At 62.8% G+C, this 21,891-nt stretch carries 17 protein-coding genes; 4 read left to right on the forward strand and 13 right to left on the reverse strand.

The annotated features are described in order from the left end of the window. Window positions 1-3: 3 nt before the first annotated feature. Window positions 4-651, forward strand: coding sequence for a 4'-phosphopantetheinyl transferase family protein (locus BUB78_RS14855; protein WP_245813510.1), 648 nt, complete (start codon window positions 4-6; stop codon window positions 649-651). Between the two features lie 257 nt (window positions 652-908). Further along, window positions 909-2,165 carry a Wzz/FepE/Etk N-terminal domain-containing protein gene (locus BUB78_RS14860; RefSeq protein ID WP_245813512.1) on the forward strand — a complete coding sequence of 419 codons (1,257 nt, stop codon included), beginning with the start codon at window positions 909-911 and terminating at the stop codon, window positions 2,163-2,165. On the opposite strand, the gene BUB78_RS14865 is transcribed toward BUB78_RS14860, so the two are convergent. The 6 genes from BUB78_RS14865 to BUB78_RS14890 form a co-directional block, all read right to left on the reverse strand. Next, on the reverse strand, window positions 2,159-3,319 hold the full coding sequence (locus BUB78_RS14865; RefSeq protein WP_073199327.1) for a CpsD/CapB family tyrosine-protein kinase: 1,161 nt from the start codon (window positions 3,317-3,319) through the stop codon (window positions 2,159-2,161). The genes BUB78_RS14860 and BUB78_RS14865 overlap by 7 nt on opposite strands. 133 nt (window positions 3,320-3,452) lie before the next feature. After that, window positions 3,453-5,558, reverse strand: coding sequence for an NAD-dependent epimerase/dehydratase family protein (locus BUB78_RS14870; protein WP_073199330.1), 2,106 nt, complete (start codon window positions 5,556-5,558; stop codon window positions 3,453-3,455). A gap of 13 nt (window positions 5,559-5,571) precedes the next feature. Next, the gene (locus BUB78_RS14875; RefSeq protein WP_073199332.1) at window positions 5,572-6,537 is read right to left on the reverse strand and encodes a glycosyltransferase family 2 protein; all 966 of its coding nucleotides are present in this window, start codon (window positions 6,535-6,537) and stop codon (window positions 5,572-5,574) included. Continuing rightward, window positions 6,534-7,781, reverse strand: a complete 1,248-nt coding sequence (locus tag BUB78_RS14880; RefSeq protein WP_073199334.1) for a glycosyltransferase — start codon at window positions 7,779-7,781, stop codon at window positions 6,534-6,536. The genes BUB78_RS14875 and BUB78_RS14880 overlap by 4 nt, the downstream gene beginning before the upstream one ends. After that, window positions 7,778-8,743: an NAD-dependent epimerase/dehydratase family protein gene (locus BUB78_RS14885; protein WP_073199336.1), complete on the reverse strand. Its 966-nt coding sequence runs from the start codon at window positions 8,741-8,743 to the stop codon at window positions 7,778-7,780. The genes BUB78_RS14880 and BUB78_RS14885 overlap by 4 nt, the downstream gene beginning before the upstream one ends. Then, window positions 8,734-9,852 (reverse strand): Gfo/Idh/MocA family protein, encoded by a 1,119-nt coding sequence (locus tag BUB78_RS14890; RefSeq protein WP_073199338.1) that lies wholly within the window; start codon window positions 9,850-9,852, stop codon window positions 8,734-8,736. The genes BUB78_RS14885 and BUB78_RS14890 overlap by 10 nt, the downstream gene beginning before the upstream one ends. A 250-nt stretch (window positions 9,853-10,102) precedes the next feature. Between BUB78_RS14890 and BUB78_RS14895 the strand changes: the two genes are divergently transcribed. Further along, on the forward strand, window positions 10,103-10,858 hold the full coding sequence (locus tag BUB78_RS14895) for a WecB/TagA/CpsF family glycosyltransferase (protein ID WP_073199371.1): 756 nt from the start codon (window positions 10,103-10,105) through the stop codon (window positions 10,856-10,858). On the opposite strand, the gene BUB78_RS14900 is transcribed toward BUB78_RS14895, so the two are convergent. Genes BUB78_RS14900 through BUB78_RS14920 form a run of 5 tightly spaced genes read right to left on the reverse strand, consistent with a single transcriptional unit; the run spans window position 10,850 to window position 17,957 of the window. After that, window positions 10,850-11,617 (reverse strand): SDR family oxidoreductase, encoded by a 768-nt coding sequence (locus BUB78_RS14900; protein WP_073199340.1) that lies wholly within the window; start codon window positions 11,615-11,617, stop codon window positions 10,850-10,852. The two genes, BUB78_RS14895 and BUB78_RS14900, sit on opposite strands and share 9 nt — an antisense overlap. Next, window positions 11,614-13,197 (reverse strand): GMC oxidoreductase, encoded by a 1,584-nt coding sequence (locus BUB78_RS14905; RefSeq protein ID WP_073199342.1) that lies wholly within the window; start codon window positions 13,195-13,197, stop codon window positions 11,614-11,616. Before BUB78_RS14905 ends, BUB78_RS14900 begins: the two co-directional genes overlap by 4 nt. Next, on the reverse strand, window positions 13,194-15,212 hold the full coding sequence (locus BUB78_RS14910) for an acyltransferase family protein (protein WP_073199344.1): 2,019 nt from the start codon (window positions 15,210-15,212) through the stop codon (window positions 13,194-13,196). The genes BUB78_RS14905 and BUB78_RS14910 overlap by 4 nt, the downstream gene beginning before the upstream one ends. After that, window positions 15,209-16,552, reverse strand: coding sequence for a glycosyltransferase family 4 protein (locus BUB78_RS14915; protein WP_073199346.1), 1,344 nt, complete (start codon window positions 16,550-16,552; stop codon window positions 15,209-15,211). Before BUB78_RS14915 ends, BUB78_RS14910 begins: the two co-directional genes overlap by 4 nt. Before the next feature lie 10 nt (window positions 16,553-16,562). Next, entirely contained in the window at window positions 16,563-17,957 is a 1,395-nt protein-coding gene (locus tag BUB78_RS14920) for a hypothetical protein (RefSeq protein WP_073199348.1), read from the reverse strand. A 202-nt stretch (window positions 17,958-18,159) separates the two neighbouring features. On the opposite strand from BUB78_RS14920, the gene BUB78_RS14925 reads away from it, so the two are divergent. Next, entirely contained in the window at window positions 18,160-19,386 is a 1,227-nt protein-coding gene (locus BUB78_RS14925; RefSeq protein ID WP_245813513.1) for a glycosyltransferase family 4 protein, read from the forward strand. 12 nt (window positions 19,387-19,398) lie between these two features. On the opposite strand, the gene BUB78_RS14930 is transcribed toward BUB78_RS14925, so the two are convergent. Both BUB78_RS14930 and BUB78_RS14935 read right to left on the reverse strand, forming a co-directional pair. Then, complete coding sequence (locus tag BUB78_RS14930) at window positions 19,399-19,974, reverse strand: sugar transferase (RefSeq protein ID WP_425442196.1); 576 nt, start codon at window positions 19,972-19,974, stop codon at window positions 19,399-19,401. 1,014 nt (window positions 19,975-20,988) lie between these two features. Beyond that, complete coding sequence (locus BUB78_RS14935) at window positions 20,989-21,855, reverse strand: branched-chain amino acid aminotransferase (RefSeq protein ID WP_084732891.1); 867 nt, start codon at window positions 21,853-21,855, stop codon at window positions 20,989-20,991. Window positions 21,856-21,891 lie beyond the last annotated feature (36 nt).

Genomic DNA, 21,891 nt, shown 5'->3' on the forward strand with positions numbered 1-21,891 from the left:
GCGGTGCTGGTCTCCGCGTTACGTGCGGTCCTGCCGCCGGGTGTCGCGCTTGGCAGCGCCGATCCCACCGCGCCCGAGACCGGGCTTTGGCCCGGAGAAAGCGCCGCGATGCGCCGCGCCATCCCTTCCCGGCGGCGCGAATTTGCCGCCGGCCGACGCGCGGCACGTGATGCCATGGCCACGTTTGACGTGCCCGGCACCGCAATTTTTCCCGGCCCGGATCGTGCGCCGATCTGGCCCGACGGGATCACTGGCAGCATCAGCCATGGCGGCGGCACCTGCCTTGCCCTGGTGGCGCGGCGGGGTGCGATCACCGGCCTTGGGATTGATATTGAACCGGCAGAGGTATTGCCAGCGGACATGGTTGAGACGGTCTGCACCGGGCCGGAACGCGCAGCGGTCAAGGATCATGACCTTATGGGCCGGGTGATCTTTTGCGCAAAAGAGGCTGCCTATAAGGCGCAATATCCGCTCAGCCGCGAGATGCTTGAGTTTCACGATCTGGAAACCGGCATCGACCTTGACAAGAGGCAGTTCGAGGCGCGGTTCACGCGCGCTTGCCCGCCCTTTCAGGCGGGCGCGCGGATGGTCGGCCGCATCGTCATCGCCCAGGGCCTTGTCGCGGCCGTTGTGGTGCTGTCCGCGCCGTGAAGCCGCCCAAGAACAGAGTGTTTCCATTCCCGGTCAAATAAACTGTGGCGGGATTGTGGCCAAATCGCTAAATTAAGGCGAAGATTAGACAAAAATCTGTCAGGGCCGTTTGGGGGCATTCGGTCGGCAGGGTGTTTGAGGTGGGCATTGCCCCCGGCACTTGGCCGATGTTTACGCACCTCGGGCGGTTTTTCGTTTCAAACGACGCTGAAAGGTGGATGATGGGTTCGATCCAATCCTTACCCGGTTTATTTCGCATGCTACGCCGCAGGATCTGGCTTATTGCATTTGTGACGCTGGCCGGGTGCGTCGGTGCGGTGTTTTTCGCGCTCAATCAACCACGTGCCTTCGAGGCAACGGCGGTCATCCAGATTGAAACCCCGCAAGTGGGCCGCGATATCACCGGACGCGTCGTGCCGACGGATGCGATGCAACGGCTGCAATTGATCGAACAGCGGCTGATGGCCCGCGACAACCTGATCAAGGTGATCGACGAGCATGCGCTTTTTGCCAAAGCCCAAAACATGCCGCTGACGCAAAAGATCTATGACCTGCGGATTTCGACACGGATCGAACAGATTTCCGTCGGGCTTCAGGGTGTGGCCACAATCCCCTCGGGGCTAAGCGTCACGGTGCGCCTTGATGATCCGCAAAAGGCCGCCGATATTGCCAATGAATTTGTCGATACCGTACTCACTCAGAACCGCGAACGCCGCCTGGCGCTTGTGCGCGAAACCCTCGGATTTTATAGCGCGGAAGAGGCCAGCGTCAGCGAACAGATCGGCGATATTGAGGCCCAGATCGCGGAATTCAAGCGCGCCAATGCCGATGCTCTGCCGACCAGTGTTGGTGCGGCGCGCACGCAATTGAACATGCTGAATGAAACCATGCTGGAGATTGACCGCCAGATCATCGCGCTTGAAACCGACAGTTCGCGCCAACGCCAAGCGGTGTTCGCGCGCCAGGTCGAGCAGCTTACCGATCAGCGCAACCTTGTGGGGGAGCGCATCGCCCGGATCGAAGAGGCGATTGCCGCCGCCCCGCGGGTCGAGCGCGAATTGGGCGCTCTGGTGCGCAAGCAGACCCAGTTGCAGGAGCAGTTCAACACCATCACCCGCAACCGCGTTGAGGCCGAAATGTCGAGTGTTCTGGAAAACCGCCAGCAGCAAGAACGCTTCGAAATTCTGGAAACCGCGATTCCGCCTGCTATTCCGGTCTCGACCAGCCGCAAAAAGCTTGCGCTCGCGGGCAGTGTGGCCAGCCTTCTTGTTGGGCTTGGCCTTGCGTTCCTGCTTGAGATCATGAATCCGGCGTTGCGCACCGCCGCGCAGCTTGAGCAAGAGCTAGACATCAGCCCGGTGGTGACAATTCCGGTCGTGCGTCTGCGTCACGAGCGGCGCAAGCAGGCGGCAAAAGCGATTGGCGCTTTTATCCTTGCCTTGATCAGCCTGCCCTTGATCTTGCGCTTTATCCACGAGCGGGTCATCCCGCTTCGGATCCTGGGCAATCAGTAACCGTATTTCGCGATGTCACCATCTTCGGCGCGGTTCATCACCACCCCAAGCAGCGGGGTCTCTGCGCCAAAGCGGCGTTTGACATCGCGCACCTCCTGGGCCGTGCTGCGCCCGCCGCCGATCACCAAAAGCACCCCGTCGAATTGCGGGCGGAACCCGAGAGCATCGTCATAGTAAAGCGCGGGCGGCATGTCGAACAGCACGACATCGGGGCGCAGGCGGGCATAAAGATTGTCAAGCACCTCGCCGGTCCGGGGCGCCTGCAAAAGTTCGGCGGCATAGGATTCGACGCGATCATTCAGGCCAAAGGCAAGGTTCTCGCCAATATTCAGCGCATTTTCGGCGGGGCGGACAAACTGTTGTTCAAGCGAGGTATCGCCCTTCAGAAAGGACGCAATCGGCCCCGGCGCAGACAGGCCGAGGGTACGCGCAAGCGACGGGCGGCGCAGATCAAGATCCATAAGCACGGTATGCACGCTTGGCTGACGCGAGAGGCTAATCGCGAGATTGGCGGCGACGAAAGACTTGCCGCAATCCGGCGTCGGCGAGGTGATCGCAACGCGATGCCACCCCTTCGCGCGCAGGGCGGCCAAAAGCTTGGTGCGCAGCACGTCAAAGGCCACGTGAGCGGGGTCTTCGCGCGTGGCAGTGATCAGGCGGTTGCGCGTCAGATGTCTGGCGTCAAGCGGCACGGACCGCAGGTTTGGCCAGAGCAGAGGTAACGGCGCAGGCACCTCATCGACCGCGTCTTCTGGTGCCTGTTCGACAGGGCCATTGACCACGGCAACCTCTGGCACAGGGACGACGATAACCTCTGACTCGTCTTCGGCCGCATCTGCAACGTTCGGTGCGTCTTCGACGTCAGGCTCAGGCTCAGGCTCAGGCAGTTGCCCGTCGGCCTCTGCCACAAGCGGTTTTTCATCGAGCGGCGGCGCGATCATCTCGGGGCTCAGCGCAAAGGGCGCCTCGTCGGCCTCTTGCGTGGCTTCATCGGCCTCGGGCGACAGGATATCCTCTTGATCCGGACTATGGGAGTGAGGGTTTTCCAGGGCATCACGGCGCGCGGCGCGGCGGCGCATGTGGGCCTCATAGCGCGACAGTTTCATGGCGCCATCCCCCGACAGCGCCCAAAGCGAAGTGGCGCGCCAAGGCACGTGATCTCCGCCAACCTGAAAAGGCCCTGCTCAGCCATTTGAAATTCCTTTGCCTGCCCGATCAGGTAGACAGGATAAATCCGGCGACAATGCGACCGAAAAAGAGAGATTGTATGCCCCTTGCAGGGGAGCCTCAGAAGCCCATCAAATTGGCCTCATCCACCGCCTTTTGCAAAAAACCCTCGTGATCGGATATCGGCGCCCAGCCCAGAACCGATTTCGGCTGACTGTTGTCAAACGGCGAAAAATGCGCCCGCGATTTCCAGTCACGCAAAGAGGCCCGGATCACGCCGGGGCGGCGCAGGGCATAGGTTTTCAGCGCCGATTTCACCGCATCCGCCGCCCAAAGCGCGGTCAGGTTGCCCGATGTGACGCGAATGCGCGCACCAAGGCGATTGTGAATGGCGTCGAAATAGGCGCGCGCCGACAGCTGAACGTCGCCGACAAGATTGAACGACTGACCAAGGGCCGCGTCCTGTTCGCCCATACGAATAAGCCCATCGGACACATCGCCGATCATTACAAACGGCAAAGGGTTGTTGCCCGGTCCCCAGATCCGAACCGCACCTGCCCCATGCCAGCGGCCAATCCCCCAATGTTGCAGAGGCCCCCCGCGCCCGACCACGATACCGGGGCGCGCGATGCAAAGGGGCAGCCCCTCGTTGCGGTGCATCGCCCAAAGCCGCGCCTCGCATTCCGCCTTGGAGCGGGCATAGAGGTTACGATCCCTCATATCGGCGGCAAAGCCGGTCGCTTCGGTGATCCGTTGGGCCGGGTCGGACATATCATAAGAGGCAATCGTGCCGGTATAGACAAAGCGTTTGACCCCCGCCGCAAGCGCCGCACGCGCGATCCGGTCAGACACCGCCACGTCGTTTTCAAGACAGTCCTCCCAGGTCGTGCCAAGGGCGCGGGCAAGGTTGAAGACTACGTCGATCCCCTCCATCGCGGCGACAAGCCCGGCCTCGTCATTGAGCGAGACAGGACAGGTTTCGACCTGCTCGGCAAGATCGGCAAAGGGGCCATGCGCACCGCGCGACAGCACCCGCACATCACGCCCCTGCGCGACCAGAGCACGGGTCAGATCGCGGCCCAGGAACCCGGTGCCGCCAATGACCAAAGCGGTGGGTTTGGGCGCCCGACGCGGGGCGGGGAAAACCCTTGTTTCGCGGCCCTGATCGGGCATCAGGGCAATCGTCGCATCAATCGCGCGCATCACCGATCCCGCCGCCGCCCCGTCAAAGCGCGCGTCCATTGGGGTATTGGTGCGAATAGCGTCGTAAAACCCGGCAAACAGCCCCTGAAAACTAAGCGCGTAGGGCGATTTGCGGTTGAGCGAGGTAAATTGCCGAGCGGCGTTCACCGTGCCTTCGCGCCAATGCTCCCAGCCGGCGGCCATCTGCCGCGTAAGCGGGTTCAGCACAAGATCGGCGGTGTTTTCATGCGCCAGCGTCAGAACATCCGCCGCGTAATCAAGCCGCGCGACCCCCGATGATCCGCGCACCGTCAGAGACCGGTCATCCAGCGTTTCCACCAGTTGCAGGTTGAACGCGATATCCACATCCCCCGCCCGCGCCGTGATCCGCCAGCTTTGCGGGCGCGTCCCGCTTCCGGGCAGATCAATCGGCTTGCCAAGGCTCAGCCCCGTTACCGTGACCGGGCCGAAAAGGTCATGCGCAAAGGCAAAAAGATGCGGGCCCAGTTCGAGGATAAGATTGCGCGGCTCGCGCAGCATCCAGAGGCCAAACGGCCCCGAGCGCAGCGGCGCCAGCGGGAACGACCAGGTGATCTCGGCACTCGACAAACACCCCAGATCGCCCGCCGCGATTTTGCGCTTGAGGCGGGCATAGGCGGGCAGCCCCATGAAATTATGCCCGGCGGCGAAATGGCGGCCCGAGGCCTTTGCGGCGGCGTTGATCTCGGCCACCTCATCGCCCGAAAGGGCCACGGGTTTTTCCACCAGAACATGCAGACCAGCGGCAAGACAAGTCTTGGCCAGGGCGCCGTGGCTTTGCGGCGGGGTCAGGATATGCACGGCCTCAACCGCGCCCGAAGCGATCAAATCCTCGACCGAGCCAAAGGCGCGCGCACCATGCGCCGAGGCAAGCGCTTCGGCCGCGCCGCGCGAGACGTCACAGACCGCCGCCAGCCGCACGCCGGGCGTGGCGCGCAAAGCATCGGCATGCCAGCCCGCGATATAGCCCGCCCCGATCAACCCGACCTTGATATCACTGGCCATGAAGCCCCCTCTTTCACTTGTACTCGATGATCCGCATCGCCTGTCCGCGCCATTTGCGCAGGTGATAGGTCAGCATGCCGATCAGGTTTGGAAATTTCGATAAGCTCAGGAAAACCGAATGGTGCAGCGCGGTTCGTGTGGCCATGCCTTCGCGGCGCAACCCCTGAACGGTGCGCAGATAGGACAGGACATAGAGCGCCAGTGCAGCCGCCAAGAGCGGCCAGAACACCAGCCCCAATAGCGCCAAAACCGGCAAAACCGCGCCGTAAAGCCAGACCCGGCGCCGTTCGCGGGTAAAGTACTCTGGGTGCAGATCGCCGACCTGCGCAAAGCCATGGCCAGAGCGTACCGCGCGTTGCCACCATTGGCCAAAGCGCGTCATATCTGCGTCGTGCCGCGTCATCGCGAGAGGCAGGCGCACAAGCCGCCAACCGGCCTTGCGCAGGCGCGTGCAAAACTCGTCATCCTCGGCGGCGATCACCGTCGGGTCAAACCCGCCAACGCCCGCAAAGGCCGATGTGCGCACCATCATATCGCCGCCACAGGCCATGATCTCACCTGCCGGGCGGTGCCATTCGTGATCGCAAAGCGCGTTATAAACGCTGCGTTCGGGGTAAAGCTCGGAGCGCCAGCCGGTGACAAGGCCAAGGTCAGGGTCGTCCTGCAAGGCGCGCGCGCCCGCCGCGATCCAGCCCGGCACAACCGCGCAATCGCCATCGACGAATTGCACCGCATCGGGCATATCCCCCGCCAATGCCGCCACCCCGGCAGAGCGCGCACGCGCCGCCGTAAAGGGCGTCGCAGGGTCAAGTTCCACCACCTCGGCCCCTGCCGCCCGCGCCGCCGCGACGCTATTGTCGCGCGACCCGCTATCGACATAGATCAGCCGCAGGCCCTGGCCCGAAAGCGAGGCAAGACAGCGTTCAAGCCGCGCGCCCTCGTTGCGCCCGATGATCACGGCGGCGATCGACAGGCTCATGCGCGCGCCGCCGGTCGTTTGGTCAATGGCGGGGTGCCTGTGGCGTATCCCTCGAAGAGCTCTGCCAGCCATGCGCCCTCGGCGTCCGAGGTAAACTCGGCCAGCACTCTGGCGCGCCCGGCCTCGCCCATGGCGCGGCGCAAATCGGCATCGTCAAGGATCAACGCGAGCGCCGCGCTCAAAGCGCCCTCATCCCCCGGCGCCACCACAAACCCGCTTTTGCCATGCTCGACAAGTTCCGGCACCCCGGCGATGCGGGTGGTGATCACCGGCAGGCGGGCGGCCATCGCCTCCATCAACACGACCGGCACGCCTTCGGCAAAGCTTGGCAGGACAAGCGCGGTCGATTGCGCCAAAAGCCCGGCCACCTCGGATTGCGAGCGATAGCCCGCGAAAGTGAGATGCGCGGCAAGGCCCATGGCCTGCGCGACCCGTTCCAAATCGCCGCGTTCGGGGCCGTCACCCACAAGCGTCAGGTGCAAATCGGGATGCGCAGGCAACAGATCGCTCAGCGCCGCGAACAGCACCGGCACGCCCTTGACCGCCGCCAGACGCCCGACAAACAACAGATGCGCGGGCGCGTCCGGCGCAGCGGCGTCATAGCGCGCCGGATCAACCCCGCAATGCACGATATGCAGCTTGGCCCAGTGCTTGGGCGCCGAAAACGCCATCGCCTGCGAGCGGCAGAAGTCGCTTATGCAAGCTACAAACCGGGCGCGGGCGATCTTTTCATCCAAACGCCAGCGATAGGGTTCGAAAAAGATATCCGGGCCATGCAGCGTGAAACTAAACGGAATGCCCGACATCTCGCTCATCAACATGGCGACGGTACAGCTTGATTTGGCAATGTGGTTGTGCAGATGGGTGATGCCGCGACGGCGCAGGTGATCGGCCAGAACCGCCGCCTCGGCCAGATAGATAAGCTGGTAAAGCGTCGATTTGATCCCACCGGAACTTGTGCGCCACGCAAGGCAGAGCGCGCGGAACCAGCGTTTCGGCCGCTTGAACGCCGCCAGATGCGCGCGGATAAGGCGCAGCGGCGATGTGGTGGCCTCAAGCACGTGAAAGGTTTGGCACGCCTCAAGGCGTTGCTCGGGGCCGGTATGATGCTCGGGGCCCGTCCGGCGCATCGAGCAGGTCTCGACCACCATGCCATGGGCGCGCAGGGCGGCAACCTCGCGCTGGATAAAGGTATCTGTGGCGCGGGGGTATTCGCCGGTGAGATAGGCAATCGGGCCGCTCATGGCGTGGCCTCAAGAGCGGCGCGCAGTGCGGGCTCAAAGGTTTGTTCGGGGTGCCAGCCAAGGCCAGATTTGGCGTGGGCGTTGGAATATCGGACCGGCATCATTCGTGCGCGCAGCGTGGCGGGGCGCAACAGCCCCGGAAGGCGCGGGCCAAGCGGCGCAAGGGCGCGCGCCAGCCCGTGCAAAATCCGCCAGCTGAGCGGGATCACACCGCGCGGCCAACCGCCCTTGCGCAAGGCGGTGACATACTCTGTCCGGGTCGGACAGGCATCGCCAAGAATGTTGTAAACACCCCCTGCGCCAGTGCCCTCTGCGGCCAGACCAAAGGCCCGCGCGCAATCAGAGACGGCCACAACCGGCACCTCGCCGCGCGTTTCAAGCAGGATCAGGACCGGACCGATACCAACGCCCAGATGGGCGTTGATCACCCGACCGGGGCCGAGGATCGCACCGGGGCGCAGAATGGTCAGCATGAGGCCCGCGCTCTGCGCGATCTGCTCTTGCGCAAGCTTGGCGCGGGCATAGCTGTCACGCCCCAGAGGGGTCGTTTCAAGCGGGGCATCCTCGTCGATCACCGCGCCTTCAAGCGCTGCATCGGCGCTATAGACCGCGATCGAACTGGCCAGCACAAGGCGCGGCGGGTTCGGCGCGGCGCCCATGGCGCGGGTCAGACGGCGGGTGGCCTCAAGCGTGTCACGCTCTTGTACGCTCCAATCCCCGGACAACGCAGTTGCCAGATGGATAACCACGTCAACGCCTGCCAGCACTTTCGCCAATTGCGCAGCGCTGGCCACCGCAAGGTCAAGCGCCACCGTTTCGGCGCCATCCCTGCGTGCGCCGGGCTGTGAGGCCCGGACAAGCGCCCGCACCGCATCGCCCCGACCAAGAATGTCGGCGACCACCGCGCGCCCCAGGAACCCACCGGCACCGGTCACAAGAACGGTTTGCGGTGTCACGCCCATGGCAAAAGCTCCATCCGCTCACAGCTGCTCTGCATGGCCTGCGGTCCGGTTGTGCGCCCGGCATTCTGAATCGCCAATGTGACCTCGGTCAGGTGAAGCGCCATATCATTGGACAAACGACAGGCGCGCCCCTCGCCAAGGGCCGCCAGCATCTCGACCGGGCCAAGCGCGAAATTCATCGAGGCCGCGCCCCAGCGTCCCGGCTTGGGGTGGCTCGGCCCGCGCGCGCGGATGCGGCGACCGAAGGGATGCTCCAACAACCGGCGCCGGATCGTCAGGCGGCGAAAGAACCGCACCGGCGCGCCGTTGTCCCAGGCGCGTGCCACCTGCAACACGCCCTTGTCGCCGATCACCCTGATCCGGTGGTCATGCGGCGCGGCAATCGAACAGGTCAGCCGCGTCACCGGGCCTTTCGCGAAAAACAGCGTCGCCACCGAGAAATCCGGCGTTGCGCCCGCGCCGGGCTTGTCGGGGATCACACTGGCCGAGGCTGCAACCACGGTCTCCACCCGGCCAAACATCGCGATCAACCAACTCAGGTAATAACCCGCATGCTCCAACGTACAGCCGACCTGAAACTCGTCCTGATAGGGCCATGGCGCGCCGCTTTCGCTCTGCCATCTGCGATAGGGCGCCTGCGGGATGAACCCGTCATCCAGCTCTGCGTAGACAAGGCGCGGCGTGCCCGCCACATCACGGCGCACGGCGGTGGCCAGAACCTGCGCCGCCTCGCCAAGCACCGAACAGGGCGCCGAGGCAAGCATAAGCCCCCGCGTCGCGGCCAGATCATAAAGTGCGCGCGCCTGCGCCAGGTCCATCGCCAGCGGCTTTTCGGAATAGACATGATGCCCGGCTTCAAGGCAGGCGCGATTAACCTCGTAATGCGCATCCGGGTTGGTCAGGTTCAGGATCACACCCTCCGCGCCAAGCGCTGCAAAAAGCGCGTCGAACCCGGCGGCAGGCGTCACATCCCAATGGGCGCAAAACGCCGCCAGCCGCGCATGATCCCGATCATAGGCGGCGCAAACCGTCACCTCGGGGTGGCTGGCCAGCGAGCGCATGTAAAGGTCGGCCACGAATCCGCAGCCTATGATCGCAACCCGGCTCATGCCGCTCGCCTCACTTTGGCACATTTCACCAAGGCCATTGCCCGTTCCCCTGCATCATCCCCCGCTAAGCACATGAAAATGGCGACAATTCGACCTTTTTTCCAGATTTCGGGGTTTTTGCCGCCCCGTGATGCCACCTGGCCACGTCAAGGCGACAAAAACGCAAAAATGCCGCGTTTTTCCCCATGGTCAGCCTTGTTTCAAGACTGATATAGGTGTTTTACGCAAATCGCGTATCCGGGTCATCATCGTGGAATTCAAGATCAAAGAACAGTTTATCCGAATCGCCCCACAGGATCGCGCGGCGCTTGAGCAGGCTGTCGCGACACGCCTTATCGAGGGGCAGGGCTTTGTCCTTGCAACGCTAAACCTTGATCATCTGGTAAAGCTGCCACGAGATCCGGCGTTTCTTGCGGCCTACGCAAGGCACGATATGATCGTGGCTGACGGAAATCCGATTGTCTGGCTGTCCTGGCTGGCGGGGCGGCCCGTTGGCCTGGTTCCCGGCTCTGACATGGTGATGCCGCTGGCGCGGATCGCGGCAGAGTGTGGCGCCCCTCTGGCCTTGCTGGGCAGCACGCCGCCGGTTTTGGGCAAGGCCGCAAATGCCCTGCAAGCGCAGGTGCCGGGGCTACAGATCGCGGCGCAGATTGCCCCGCCGAGGGGCTTTGATCCGGCAGGCCCCGAGGCCGACGCCATGATCACCCAACTGGAGCAGTCCGGCGCGCGGTTCTGCCTTCTGGCGCTTGGAGCCCCGAAACAGGAAATCTTTGCCGCACGCGCCTGTGCGCGCCTGCCGGGTGTGGGCTTTGCCGCCTTTGGCGCGGGGCTAGATTTCATTGCCGGTGAGCAGATGCGCGCGCCTGAATGGATGCGGGCGATGGCGCTGGAATGGCTGTGGCGGATGTGGAGCCACCCGCGCCGGATGGTGCCGCGCTATGCCCGCTGTGTTGTGATCTTTCCGCAGCATGTAGTGCGCGCGCTGCGCTTGCGAACATCAGCCTGAGACCTGCCGGGGGCGACGCCGCCGCAGCAATAGCGCATCCTTGACCCGCCCCTTCAATCCACGTGGCGGCAATATCTCGAGGTCTTGTTCAAACACGCTTCCGGTCAGGGCCGGATCGTGCCAGAGTGCCAGCGTCGCGCCCCATTTCGCCGATTGCGCCGGGTCAAGCCCATGCGCTATGCCCATCCTTGTCGCCAGCATTCCGGGCATCCAGTCATTGATCACGATATCGGGGAAACGGTCGGCAAGATCGGCAATCATCGCACGGCTCAGAATACGCGCCGCACCCTTTGAAACCGCATAGCCGGACGAGGCCGGCAGCGGCGCGATATCGGCAAAGGTCGAGACATTCATGATCCGGCCAAACCCGGCCTCAACCATCCCTTCAAGCGCGGCGTGGCTGCAATTGACCATGCCGCCAAGATTGATCGCGACCGTGTCCATAAAGCTATCTGGCGTCTCGTCGAGAAAATCACGGCGCGGATAGACGGCGGCATTGTTGATCAGCAGGGTGATCGGCATCTCATCGGTGATCTGGCTAAGGCCTTCGCGCACCGCGCCCGCATCGGCAACATCGACCTGAAGCACCTCGACCTTACCTTTGGGCGCCATCGCAGCGGTTTCCTCGATCCCGTCGCGCCGACGGCCAAGCGCCACCACGCGCATGCCGCGCGCCGCAAGCTCAAGCACAAGCGCCCGGCCAAGCCCGCTTCCTGCGCCGGTGACCACGGCAATCCCGGATTTGATCCTGTCATTCATTCGGTTTCGTCCTTCGGGAGGCTTGCGCCAATCGCTTCGGCCACGCGGAGCGCATTTGCGGCAATGGTCAGGCTCGGGTTCACCCCCATCGACGAGGGCATGAAAGAGGCATCCGCTACATAAAGATTGTCCAGCCCATGCGCGCGGCAATCGGCGTTCAGAACGCTGGTTTTCGGATCGGTCCCAAATCGCAGCGTGCCACAGGGATGGCCAAAGTTCAACTCGGGCTGACGGGTCAGGAACACCCGCCGATGCCCGCGCAGCGCCTTTGAGATGGCCCGGCGAAAGGCGCGGCGGCGGGCAAGCAGCTCGTCATGCAGGTGATAGGTGAAATCAAGCGCATCCGGCGCGCTCGCATCCCATGTGACGCGGTTTTCGGGGTATCCCAGATCCTCCATCAGGCCGACAAAGACCTTGGCCTGCCCCATAAGACGCGCGGCAATTACCGCCGGAATGCGCGTCAGATGGCGCAGGGGCCGCAAGTGACGCAGTACCGAGCGGTCAAACATCCCGTTAAGAAAATGCACAATTTCGCCGTATCCGGCATCAATCCCCATCGCCTGCACCGTGCCAAAACGCTGCCCATCCCGGTGGTAAAGATCGCGCAGCGAAATCGCCTTGCCGGGGCCTTGCCCGCGCGCGGCGCGCGGTGGCCAGAGGGCGAAAATCTCATTGAGGTGAAACATCAGGTTGCGCCCGACAAGCCCGCTTTGATTGGCGCAGCCCTCGGGCCATTGCGCGGATGTCGACGCCAGGAGCAAACGCGGCGACCCGAACGCCCCCGCCGCCAGAACAAATCGGCGCGCGCGCAGATCAAACGCCTCGCCATCGCGCAGCACCTCGATATGGCTTATCCGGCCCGCATCGCCGTGAAATCGCCGTACCGTGCACTTATCAAGCACCTTCGCGCGCCCCGTCGCAAGCGCCGGTTCTACCCCGGCCGAGCGGCCATCCATCTTGCAGCGGCGCGGACATTTGACGCCAAGGCAATCACGGCATCCCTCGACATAGCGGATCGCGGAATGCAGGCGATAGGGATGCAACCCGGCGCGCGCCAGGCTTGCCATCAGAGCGCTGTCACCCTCGCTCAGCGGCGGCGGCTTGGCCAGATCGGCGGGTGGCTCTGGCGACAGAGGATCGGCCTCGCCACAGACATGCAACAGCGCCTCGGCGCGCGCGTACCAGGGCCGCATCACGTCAAACCCGACAGGCCAGCCACCGGTGGGATGGGGGCAGCCATCGGTGGTCTCAAGATCGTGGCGTTCGGGGCGCTCAAGCGTGGCGGCATAAAACACCGAAGAGCCGCCAACCCCGGCCCCGATCGGGCCGAAGAATTCAGACGCCCGCCCGTTGATCGTCGCCCTCATCGGCCCCGGCCAATAGCCGCGCAACTGTCGCGCCACCGGATCGGCCATATCGGGATTGAGGCCCTGGCGTTCGGCGCGATGCCCGCTTGGGCCTTTCTCGACGAACAGCACCGACAGACCCATTTCCGCCAGCCGACGCCCGACAATGCCGCCGCCCATGCCGGCCCCGATCACGATCACGTCCCAAACGGTATCGCGGATATCGGCGTTCATTTCGCCACCTCCGGGGTGGCAAAGACCGGCGCGAACAGATCGCTGAGCACGATGGCGGCGCGGTTGGTGAGATGGTTATTGTCGAAATACCACGCCTCGCCGCCCTGCATCACCGAACAGTCGCGCGCATCGCACAGGCGCGGCCAGCCGTCGATCAGGGTGATCCGCCCGGCGCGGGCAAGTGCGAAAAGCGGCGCTTCGGCCTGCGCGGCGCGGGCCTTGGCGGCAAAGCGCGGCACCACAAAGCGGCTTTGATCGTCGCGCGCCATGCGCCCATGGGCCAGATCGCGGGCAATCTCGCGAGAGTCATAGTCGGGCACTTCGGGCATCTGGCGCAGCACGAAAACGGGACCGAATTGCGCCCGCAGCTCTGCCACCGTTCGGGTCAGGGCGGCGTTGAACAGCGTGTGCTGCGGGCGCACCGGAAGATTGCTGTCAGGCGCCGGGGCAAGGGTGATGCGGTTATGGGCGTCAAGCCCGCTGCCCTGCCCCTCGGCATAATAGCTCCAGCGGCCGACAAGCAGCAGGGCTTTGAGGCTTTCGATTTGCGCAAGGCCCGCGCGGATCGTTTCAGTGGCGCGGGTGCAATCGGCATCCTGCGCCGGGGTGGCGGCGCTCTCGGTCTTGGTCACCCCAAAGAGCGGCGGACAGCCGGCATTCCAGATCACCAGAGCGGGGCGATTGGCGGCAAAGGCGGCGCTCTCAATCCCCTCTTTCATCGCGCGCAGGTGGCTATCGCCCCAGATCAGAACCTCAGGCGGGCCATCAGGGCCAATCGGGCAGGTTTCCACCCCCGCCAGCGGCCCGGTCTCGGGCACCGTGCAGCGCGACCAATCCTGATTGAAATCGGCAGAGGCCTCGATATGGGTGCGCACAAAGGGCGGGAACCGCCCTGCCATGCCATCGGTTTTCCAGACCAGAGCGCCAAGCGCCAGCAAGGCAACGGAGGCAAGAACCGTACCGCCCACCAAAGGCAGGGTCGCGGGGCCGCGCATGCGCCGCACGGGCCGCTCGACATAGCGCCAGGACAGCACAGCAAGCCCAAAGGCAAGCGCCAGCCAAAGCGCCGCCTCGACCGCGCCGGAATAGCCGCCCCGCCAGTATTGCGAAAGGGTCAGAACCGGCCAGTGCCAGAGGTAAAGCGAATAGGAAATCACCCCGATGAACACCGGCGCGGGATGCGACAGCGCGCGATTGACCGGGTTCACATCGCGCCCGTTGGCGAGGATCAGAACCGTGCCGATCACCGGCACAAGCGCCTGAAGACCCGGAAATCCCGGCCCCGGCGTGATCATCACGATCCCTGCCAGAACAAGGCCAAGCCCGGCCCATGAGAGGGCCGGATGCACCACCCACCGCAGGTTTTTCTGATGCCCGGCGATGGCCAAAAGCACCCCGGCCAAAAGTTCCCATGCGCGGAACGGGAACAGGTAAAAGGCCGCTATCGGCGATGTGCCGGTCAGGCGCACACAGGCCAGAAGCGAGAGGATCGCCGCGCCCGCCAAAAGCACAGGCAAGGCGCGCCGCCACCGCATCAAGAGCAAGAGGGCAAACGGCAGGACGATATAGAACTGTTCCTCGACCGCGAGCGACCATGTGTGCAACAGCACCTTATCCTCGGCGCCGATGTCGAAATATCCCGCCTCGCGGTAAAAATGCACATTCGACAGATACACCGTCGCCGCAATCAGAGCCTTGCCAAAGGCGCGGAATTCAAACGGCAAAAGCACGAACCACGCTACGAGGAACGACACCACCGCCATGGCGAAATAGGCAGGCGCCAGCCGCCTGATCCGGCGCAGGTAGAACGCGCCAAGACGGATGCGCCCGGTCTCGATCAGCTCGGACCAGAGGATGCCCCCGATCAGGAACCCCGACAGCACGAAGAAAACATCGACACCGACAAACCCGCCCGACAGCCCCGGCAGGCCAAAGTGATAGAGCACCACCGCCAGGACCGCGATCGAGCGCAGTCCGTCGATCTCGGGGCGATAGCCAGAAAGGCGCGCGCTCATGTCGTGGCCTCGGGATTGGTGCAGGGCGCACAGGTGGCGGGCGTCGCGGGCGCGTCAAAGAACACGGGCATCGGCGCGCCCGAAAGCACGGCCTGATAGACCGAAAGCACCTGTTCGGCCTTGCGGCCCCAAGTGAAATTCTGAGTCACCCAGTCCCGTGCCGTCTGGCCGGTTTGCGCCAGGGCTGCGCGATCCTCTGCGAGGAAGTCCAACGCGCGGCGGAACCCGGAAATGATGCTTTCGCGCGACCCGATTGGCACCTTATAGCCGCGCCCGGCCTGCACCAATTCGCCGGGACCGGCGTAGTCGACAATCAAGGGCGGCACGCCAAGCGCCATCGCCTCTAGCACAACGCCGCCGCCGAATTCGCGGATCGAGGGAAAGGCGAGCAGGTGACAACCGGCCAGCACGTTCTGCACGTCCTTGTGGGGTAACCAGCCGTGAAAGGTGATCGCGTGGCTCACGCCGCGGGCCTCGGCCTGCGCACGCAGATCGGCCATCATCGGCCCGTCGCCTACCAGATCAAGCAATAGCCTGCCCGCGCGCAGCATCGGCGCGGCGGCCTCGATCAGCATGTCAGGGCCCTTGTAGGGCACAAGTCGGCCGACAAATCCGGCGCGCATTGGCCCGTCGGCCTGCGTGGCGGCGCGCGAAAACCGCGCCGGATCAATCGCATTTTCCGGCAGGTAGACGCATTTGCCGCGCAGCGCCTCTGGCATCTCGCCAAGCGTGTGGCGCGACCCGGCAAGGATGGCGCTTGCGTGACGCAAGGTGGCGCGCCGCCCCGGCAGGGCTTTGTAGGCGCTGCGCAGATAGCTTAGCCATTCGCGTTCGCGCCGCCGCTCGCGATCAAACCCCTGCGGCCAGGGCACCCCGCCATTGAGCGGGCCCAACACGAACGGCACGCCTGCGCGCGCGCAATTGGCGGCAATCGGGCTCGACAGGGTCGGGCTTAGCGGGGTGATGCGATGTACGATGTCATAGGCCCCGGCGCGGATATCCGCGCCAAAGGTCTTCCAGACGAGATGTTCAAACCACGGATAAGACAGCGCGTTGATCAGTTGCAGCGTGGTCCAGCCCTTGCCCTCGCCCATCCGAAGCTTTTGCCCTAGCGCCCAGAGCGGGCGGGCAAGCGCCTCGGAGTCGATGGCGGTGAAATCACGGCCCTCGCAAAGCCCCGCGCACAGGAATGCCTCGCGGTTGCGCACCTGCGTGACGATATGCACATCCGCCACCTCGCGCAGCGCGCTTGCCAGCGACCATCCGACAAGCGGCACGCTGACCCATTCGGGGTTGGCGGCCTCGGCAATTGCCAGAACGCGCAGTCTCTGCCCTGTCATCGCGTGCCCCTCACATCACCGGACGCCAGCCAAGCGAGCGCGGCGCCTTGCGTGACGGTTTTTGATCGCGCATCTTTTCGGCAATCCCAAGAAGCGTGCCCGCGAACAACCATGTCATCGGCGTCAGCGTCGCATTCGGCAGCATGTCAATCAGGTTGATCGCCAGCAAAAGCGCCACCGGCCCCAAAAGCGGCGAGAGGTCATGGCGGCCAAGTCGACGGCTATTGATCAAGAGCATCAGGATCGGCAGGATGATCAGACCAAACTCGGCCATATATCCAGCCCAGCCATAGATCCCGATCAGGATAATCCAGCGCCCGTCGGTTATGGTTTCGATAATGCCTGTCGTCGGGTTCAGGATGTGATTGCGCCCCCAGCTTCCCCAACCAAACAGCGGCTTGAGATAGGCACGCTCCATCAGGATATCCTCGTTCTCAAGCCGAAAGTGCAGCGAATTGGCGCGCTCGGAGCTGGCGCGCCCCGCCTGCTCCAGAATCCAGTCAACCGGGACAAGCCCGGCACCCTTGAGCACCGGATAACTTATCGCGACAAGCGCCATCAGTGCCGCGATGCGAAGCTGCATTCGCACCGGCAGCAAAAGCGCCAGCGGCGCGAGGTAGATGCCATAGATCAGCGAGCCAAGCGATTTGCACAGCACCAGCACCAGGCCCAGGTAAAGCGCCGCCCCGATCAGGATGATCCGATGGCGGCCATCGGCCTCGCGCGCGAGGGCAATCGCACAGGTGATCGCCATGACGGTAAAGAACGCCACCCACAGCCCGTGATACATGAACACGATCGGGCGAAACCCGCCATCGCGGATCATCTGTTCGAAATTGTGCTGGAAATAGCCGTAAATCCAGATGTTGAGCTGTGGCGACAGGCGCACCTCAAGCAGCATCGGAAGCGAATAGATCATCCCGCCGATAAACAGCGCGCCGACAAGTTCGCGCAAGCCCTGCGGCGTGGCCAGGATTTGTCGCGCCATCAGGAACGGCAGGATCAGGATGAACTGGAGTAAGACCAGCGCCACCATATCCTTGAGGCCAAGGGCGGGCAGGCCGATGTTGCCGTAAAAAACCGGCTCTGTGTTGCCCAGAACGGTGGCAATGGGGCTGAAGATGAACAAGAGGACGAGTGCCTTTGCCAGTCGTCCGCGCGGCAAGAGCGGTGCCTGTCGGCCATAATAGAACAGGCAAATGGCGAAGGTGACCACGCTTGGCAGGGATTCCTTGGTCAGCGGCGGCATCATCGGAAAGTCAAACGCGGCGGGCGGCGGCGGCAGGAACATATAGGCCCCGAGCAAAGACCAGATCAGCGCACGCTCGATCGGCCAGCGACGGAACATTACCAGCGTCACAAGCGGCCAGACCGCCAGCATCAGATAGGCCAATCCATTCGGCATAACGCGCCGGGCACCTCTTTTTGTTTACAACCACGCCATCTGTCGTTGATCAAAGCGCGGGCCAATTCGCGACCCTAGCGCGCCTCATTCCCCGCCCCGGCCCCACCGCGGGGTTGATTTCATGCTTACTCTATGCTCCAAAAGGGGCAGATATCAACAAATTCAACGTGCTAGCGTCCTATTTCGCGCATGGCATGCATCAATGCCCGTGTATGGGGCCAATTGTTTTGACAAGTCCAAGGATCGCCGCAGCATGGCGCAGGCACAGCCCATTCGGATCGCCTATTTGTGCGATCAAAGCCCCGAGGATCGCCAAAGCTATTCCGGCGGCAATGCCCGGCTTTTGGCGGCGTTGCGCGATCATGTCGGCGATGTCACCGTGCTTGGCACCGGCTGGCATGCGGCCCAGCCCGCCCGACAGATGATCGAGGCCCTGCCCGACCCTGTGACCATCCGCGCCCGCTGGCGCGCGCATCTTGCCCTTGGACGGGTTATAGCGCGCGGTGTGGCCAATGAATTGCGGCAGGGGCAATATGAAGTTCTGTTCTGCGCCTATAGCTTTCAGTCGCTGCATCGGCTGCGCCTGCCGTATCCGATGGTCACGGCCTATACATCCGACGCCACACCGACGGTTTACAAACGCTCAAAGGTGGGCGAGGCGTTCGGATCATTCCTCAAGGTGTCACGCCTTATCGACCCGCTGATCCTGCGGGCGGAACGACAGGTGTTTCAGGAAACCGACCTTTTGTTCTGGCCAAGTGAGTGGCTCAAATCCAATGCGGACCCGCTCTATGGGCTTGATCCGGTAAAATCGCTTGCCGTGCCATGGGGCGCCAATATTGCCGACCCCGGCCCGCCCGACGCGCCACCCCACCTTGGGCAAGGTGCGCCGATAGACCTTTTGGTTCTGGGGCGCGACTGGTTTGCCAAAGGTGGCCCGGTGGCCTTTGAAACCATGGAGCGGTTGCGCGCCTTGGGCCACGATGCGCGGCTTACGGTCATCGGCTGTACCCCGCCCGAGTTTCACCGCAACGCCCATGTCACCGTGCATCCGCATCTGGACAAATCCAAACCCGACGAACGTGCAACGCTCGACGCCTGTCTCAAATCGGCGCATTTCATGGTGATGGCATCGTTTGAATCCTACGGCTTTGCCTTTTGCGAGGCCTCGGCGCATGGGCTTCCGTCGCTTTGTCTGAAGGTGGGGGGGGTGCCGGTGCGCGACGGTGTGAACGGTCATGCCATCGCCGCCGAAGGCGACAGCGTGGCGGCCTTCACGATGCTGATCAGCGGCTATCTGCAAGACCCCGCCGCCTATGTCAGGCTGCGCGCCACCAGCCGACAGGAATATGAGACCCGGCTAAACTGGCGTGCCTGGGGGCAAACGGTGCGCAACCGGCTTGTTGCGGCGCGCACCGGGATCATTTGACCGTTCGGCCGCTCAGCACCCCGTGCCACACAGAACCACGCGGAAGGTACGCAGAATTACCGACACATCGGTGACAAACGACATCTCCTTGAAATAGCTGTTGTCGAATTCTACGCGCTCGGCAAAGCTGCTTTCGTTGCGCACCGAAATTTGCCAGAAACCGGTGATACCCGGACGCATGGCAAAATAGGCAAGGCCCGGATACATCGCGCGCTGTGACGGCATCATCGGACGCGGGCCAACGATCGACATATCGCCCTTGAGCACGTTGAAAAGCTGCGGCAGCTCGTCCAGAGATGTCTTGCGTATGATTCGTCCGATGGGCGTGATCCGCGGGTCATGGCGCAGTTTCTGATGCTCGTCCCATTCGCGGCGATGCTCGGGGTTCGCATTCAGATAGGTTTCAAGCTGCGCCTCGGCATCGTTGACCATGCTGCGCAATTTCCACATCCGGAAAGTCACGCCATTCCGGCCAACGCGGTTTTGCGCGAAAAACGGTGACTTCCCGTCCAAGGCGACCAGAGCCGCCAAGACCGCCACAACGGCGGCGACCGGCAAAGCCGCAATAATGACAATCACGATGTCCATAAGGCGCTTGAAAAACCCGGTGTAAATCCGCGTCCGATGACGCCGAACAACTCTGTTTTGAATAAAATCATTTGTATTCAGACTTGACTGCGCCCGAAGCATTCTAAAAGTCATTTTTGCACTCCCCAGAAGAACACGATCCACAAACTAATAAACGTCACGCTTCCGGGTGCTCTTTGCCCCCGTCAGCGACCGGACAGCCCGGCCGACACTTTCTGAATTGCGACCCAATTGCGGCACAAGCTGCACCGAATTACGACGCTCCGGATTGCACGCAATCCGACGGCATTGCATATGACATCAAGTTTTCTCGGCAGCCTTCTCGACAGTTAGACAGATGCCCCCACACCTAGCTCGCCGGGAAATTATTCAGCCTTTAAGACCACTTACACAGGATCGCGCATAACGGGGGGCAAGTCAATAACTCAACAAAAACACAACCCTAGCGATACATCTGCAGATCAGGACCGCAGACTGATCTTGCCACATCTCCACCCACGCCCCAAATTTGCCCTATACGTTACCTTTCGCGCTCCCACCCGTTGATCCAAATCTTGCCACATTTCATCCCCAAGCGCCGCGACACACTGTTGCCATGGCAACGCCACTTAACCGCGAGCGCATTAAAGATTACCACCATATCCGAAACAGTGAACGCGTAATCCCAACATTGCTTTGGGAAAAGGGGAAAGTTCGGCCTTTGATCCCATAATCGCCCCGTTATGAGGCCATTTTTGTCGCCACTTGCGAAACGGACGCGGGGGCTGAGGTCAGCCTGCGCAACGCAAAACGCCCAAAACCAGGCCGCCGCATCATCGCCGCATTTCTGACACGTTTAACGAGAGTTTTAAAATCACTCCGAAGCACGCGGTTCTCACGGCGCGGAAGGCCCTACCCCGAATCATCCCGCGCAGAGGGGGCATTCAACCCAAAGCAGGGAGCTGTAACGCACGCAAAAAACGCCGCCCGAGAGTATCCCGGGCGGCGCATAAAACCTGAGTTTGAAAAGACGCTTCAGGCGCGCACAAGTGCCTCATAGCCTTCAGAGACCTCGCGGGTCAGGGCGCCCACCTCGAAGTGATAATCACCGATCTGACCCACCGGGGTCACCTCGGCGGCAGAGCCGGTCAGAAAGCATTGCTCAAAGCCTTCAAGCTCTTCGGGCATGATGTGGCGCTCATGCACCTTGATCTGGCGATCGCGCAGCATGCCGATCACCGTCTGACGGGTGAGGCCGTTGAGGATCGAATCCGCAAGCGGCGTGTGGATCTCGCCATCCTTGACGAAAAAGATATTCGCGCCGGTCGCCTCGGCCACATAACCGCGATAGTCGAGAAACATCGCATCCGAGCATCCCTTGGCTTCGGCCGCGTGCTTGGACATGGTGCAGATCATGTAAAGACCGGCCGCCTTGGCCGCCACCGGGATGGTCTCGGGGCTGGGGCGTTTCCACTTGGCGATATCGAGCTTGGCGCCTTTCATTTTGGCGTCGCCGTAATAGTTGCCCCATTCCCAGGCGGTGACGGCCATGCGAATCGGGTTGCGCGAGGCGGCGACACCCATGTCTTCGCCCGCGCCGCGAAACGCCACGACGCGCAGATAGGCGTTGGTCAGGTTGTTGGCCTCAAGCACCGCGCGCTTGGCGGCCTCGATCTCATCCACGGTGTAAGGGATCGCCATGTCCATAAGCTCGCCCGATTTCAAAAGCCGCGCCGAATGTTCGCGGCTTTTGAACACCTTGCCATCATAACAGCGCTCGCCCTCGAAAACCGAGCTGGCATAGTGCAGCGCATGGGTCAGGACATGGACATTGGCATCGCGCCAATCGACAAGGCCACCATCCATCCAGATCTTTCCGTCGCGATCATCATAGCCAGACATCATCCGTCTCCTCTTGGCTGTCTTTGCATTTGTTGC

This window comes from Roseovarius marisflavi, from assembly GCF_900142625.1.
In the GTDB taxonomy this organism is placed as follows: Bacteria; Pseudomonadota; Alphaproteobacteria; order Rhodobacterales; family Rhodobacteraceae; genus Roseovarius; species Roseovarius marisflavi.

Excerpts from the sequence above, each read along its gene's own strand:
- BUB78_RS14925 (WP_245813513.1), top strand. The coding sequence starts at position 18,160 with ATGCCCGTGTATGGGGCCAATTGTTTTGACAAGTCCAAGGATCGCCGC.
- BUB78_RS14880 (WP_073199334.1), bottom strand. The coding sequence starts at position 7,781 with ATGAGCGGCCCGATTGCCTATCTCACCGGCGAATACCCCCGCGCCACA.
- BUB78_RS14910 (WP_073199344.1), bottom strand. The coding sequence starts at position 15,212 with ATGAGCGCGCGCCTTTCTGGCTATCGCCCCGAGATCGACGGACTGCGC.
- BUB78_RS14905 (WP_073199342.1), bottom strand. The coding sequence starts at position 13,197 with ATGAACGCCGATATCCGCGATACCGTTTGGGACGTGATCGTGATCGGG.
- BUB78_RS14885 (WP_073199336.1), bottom strand. The coding sequence starts at position 8,743 with ATGGGCGTGACACCGCAAACCGTTCTTGTGACCGGTGCCGGTGGGTTC.
- BUB78_RS14935 (WP_084732891.1), bottom strand. The coding sequence starts at position 21,855 with ATGTCTGGCTATGATGATCGCGACGGAAAGATCTGGATGGATGGTGGC.
- BUB78_RS14900 (WP_073199340.1), bottom strand. The coding sequence starts at position 11,617 with ATGAATGACAGGATCAAATCCGGGATTGCCGTGGTCACCGGCGCAGGA.
- BUB78_RS14875 (WP_073199332.1), bottom strand. The coding sequence starts at position 6,537 with ATGAGCCTGTCGATCGCCGCCGTGATCATCGGGCGCAACGAGGGCGCG.
- BUB78_RS14870 (WP_073199330.1), bottom strand. The coding sequence starts at position 5,558 with ATGGCCAGTGATATCAAGGTCGGGTTGATCGGGGCGGGCTATATCGCG.
- BUB78_RS14915 (WP_073199346.1), bottom strand. The coding sequence starts at position 16,552 with ATGACAGGGCAGAGACTGCGCGTTCTGGCAATTGCCGAGGCCGCCAAC.
- BUB78_RS14890 (WP_073199338.1), bottom strand. The coding sequence starts at position 9,852 with ATGAGCCGGGTTGCGATCATAGGCTGCGGATTCGTGGCCGACCTTTAC.
- BUB78_RS14860 (WP_245813512.1), top strand. The coding sequence starts at position 909 with ATGCTACGCCGCAGGATCTGGCTTATTGCATTTGTGACGCTGGCCGGG.
- BUB78_RS14930 (WP_425442196.1), bottom strand. The coding sequence starts at position 19,974 with ATGGACATCGTGATTGTCATTATTGCGGCTTTGCCGGTCGCCGCCGTT.
- BUB78_RS14920 (WP_073199348.1), bottom strand. The coding sequence starts at position 17,957 with ATGCCGAATGGATTGGCCTATCTGATGCTGGCGGTCTGGCCGCTTGTG.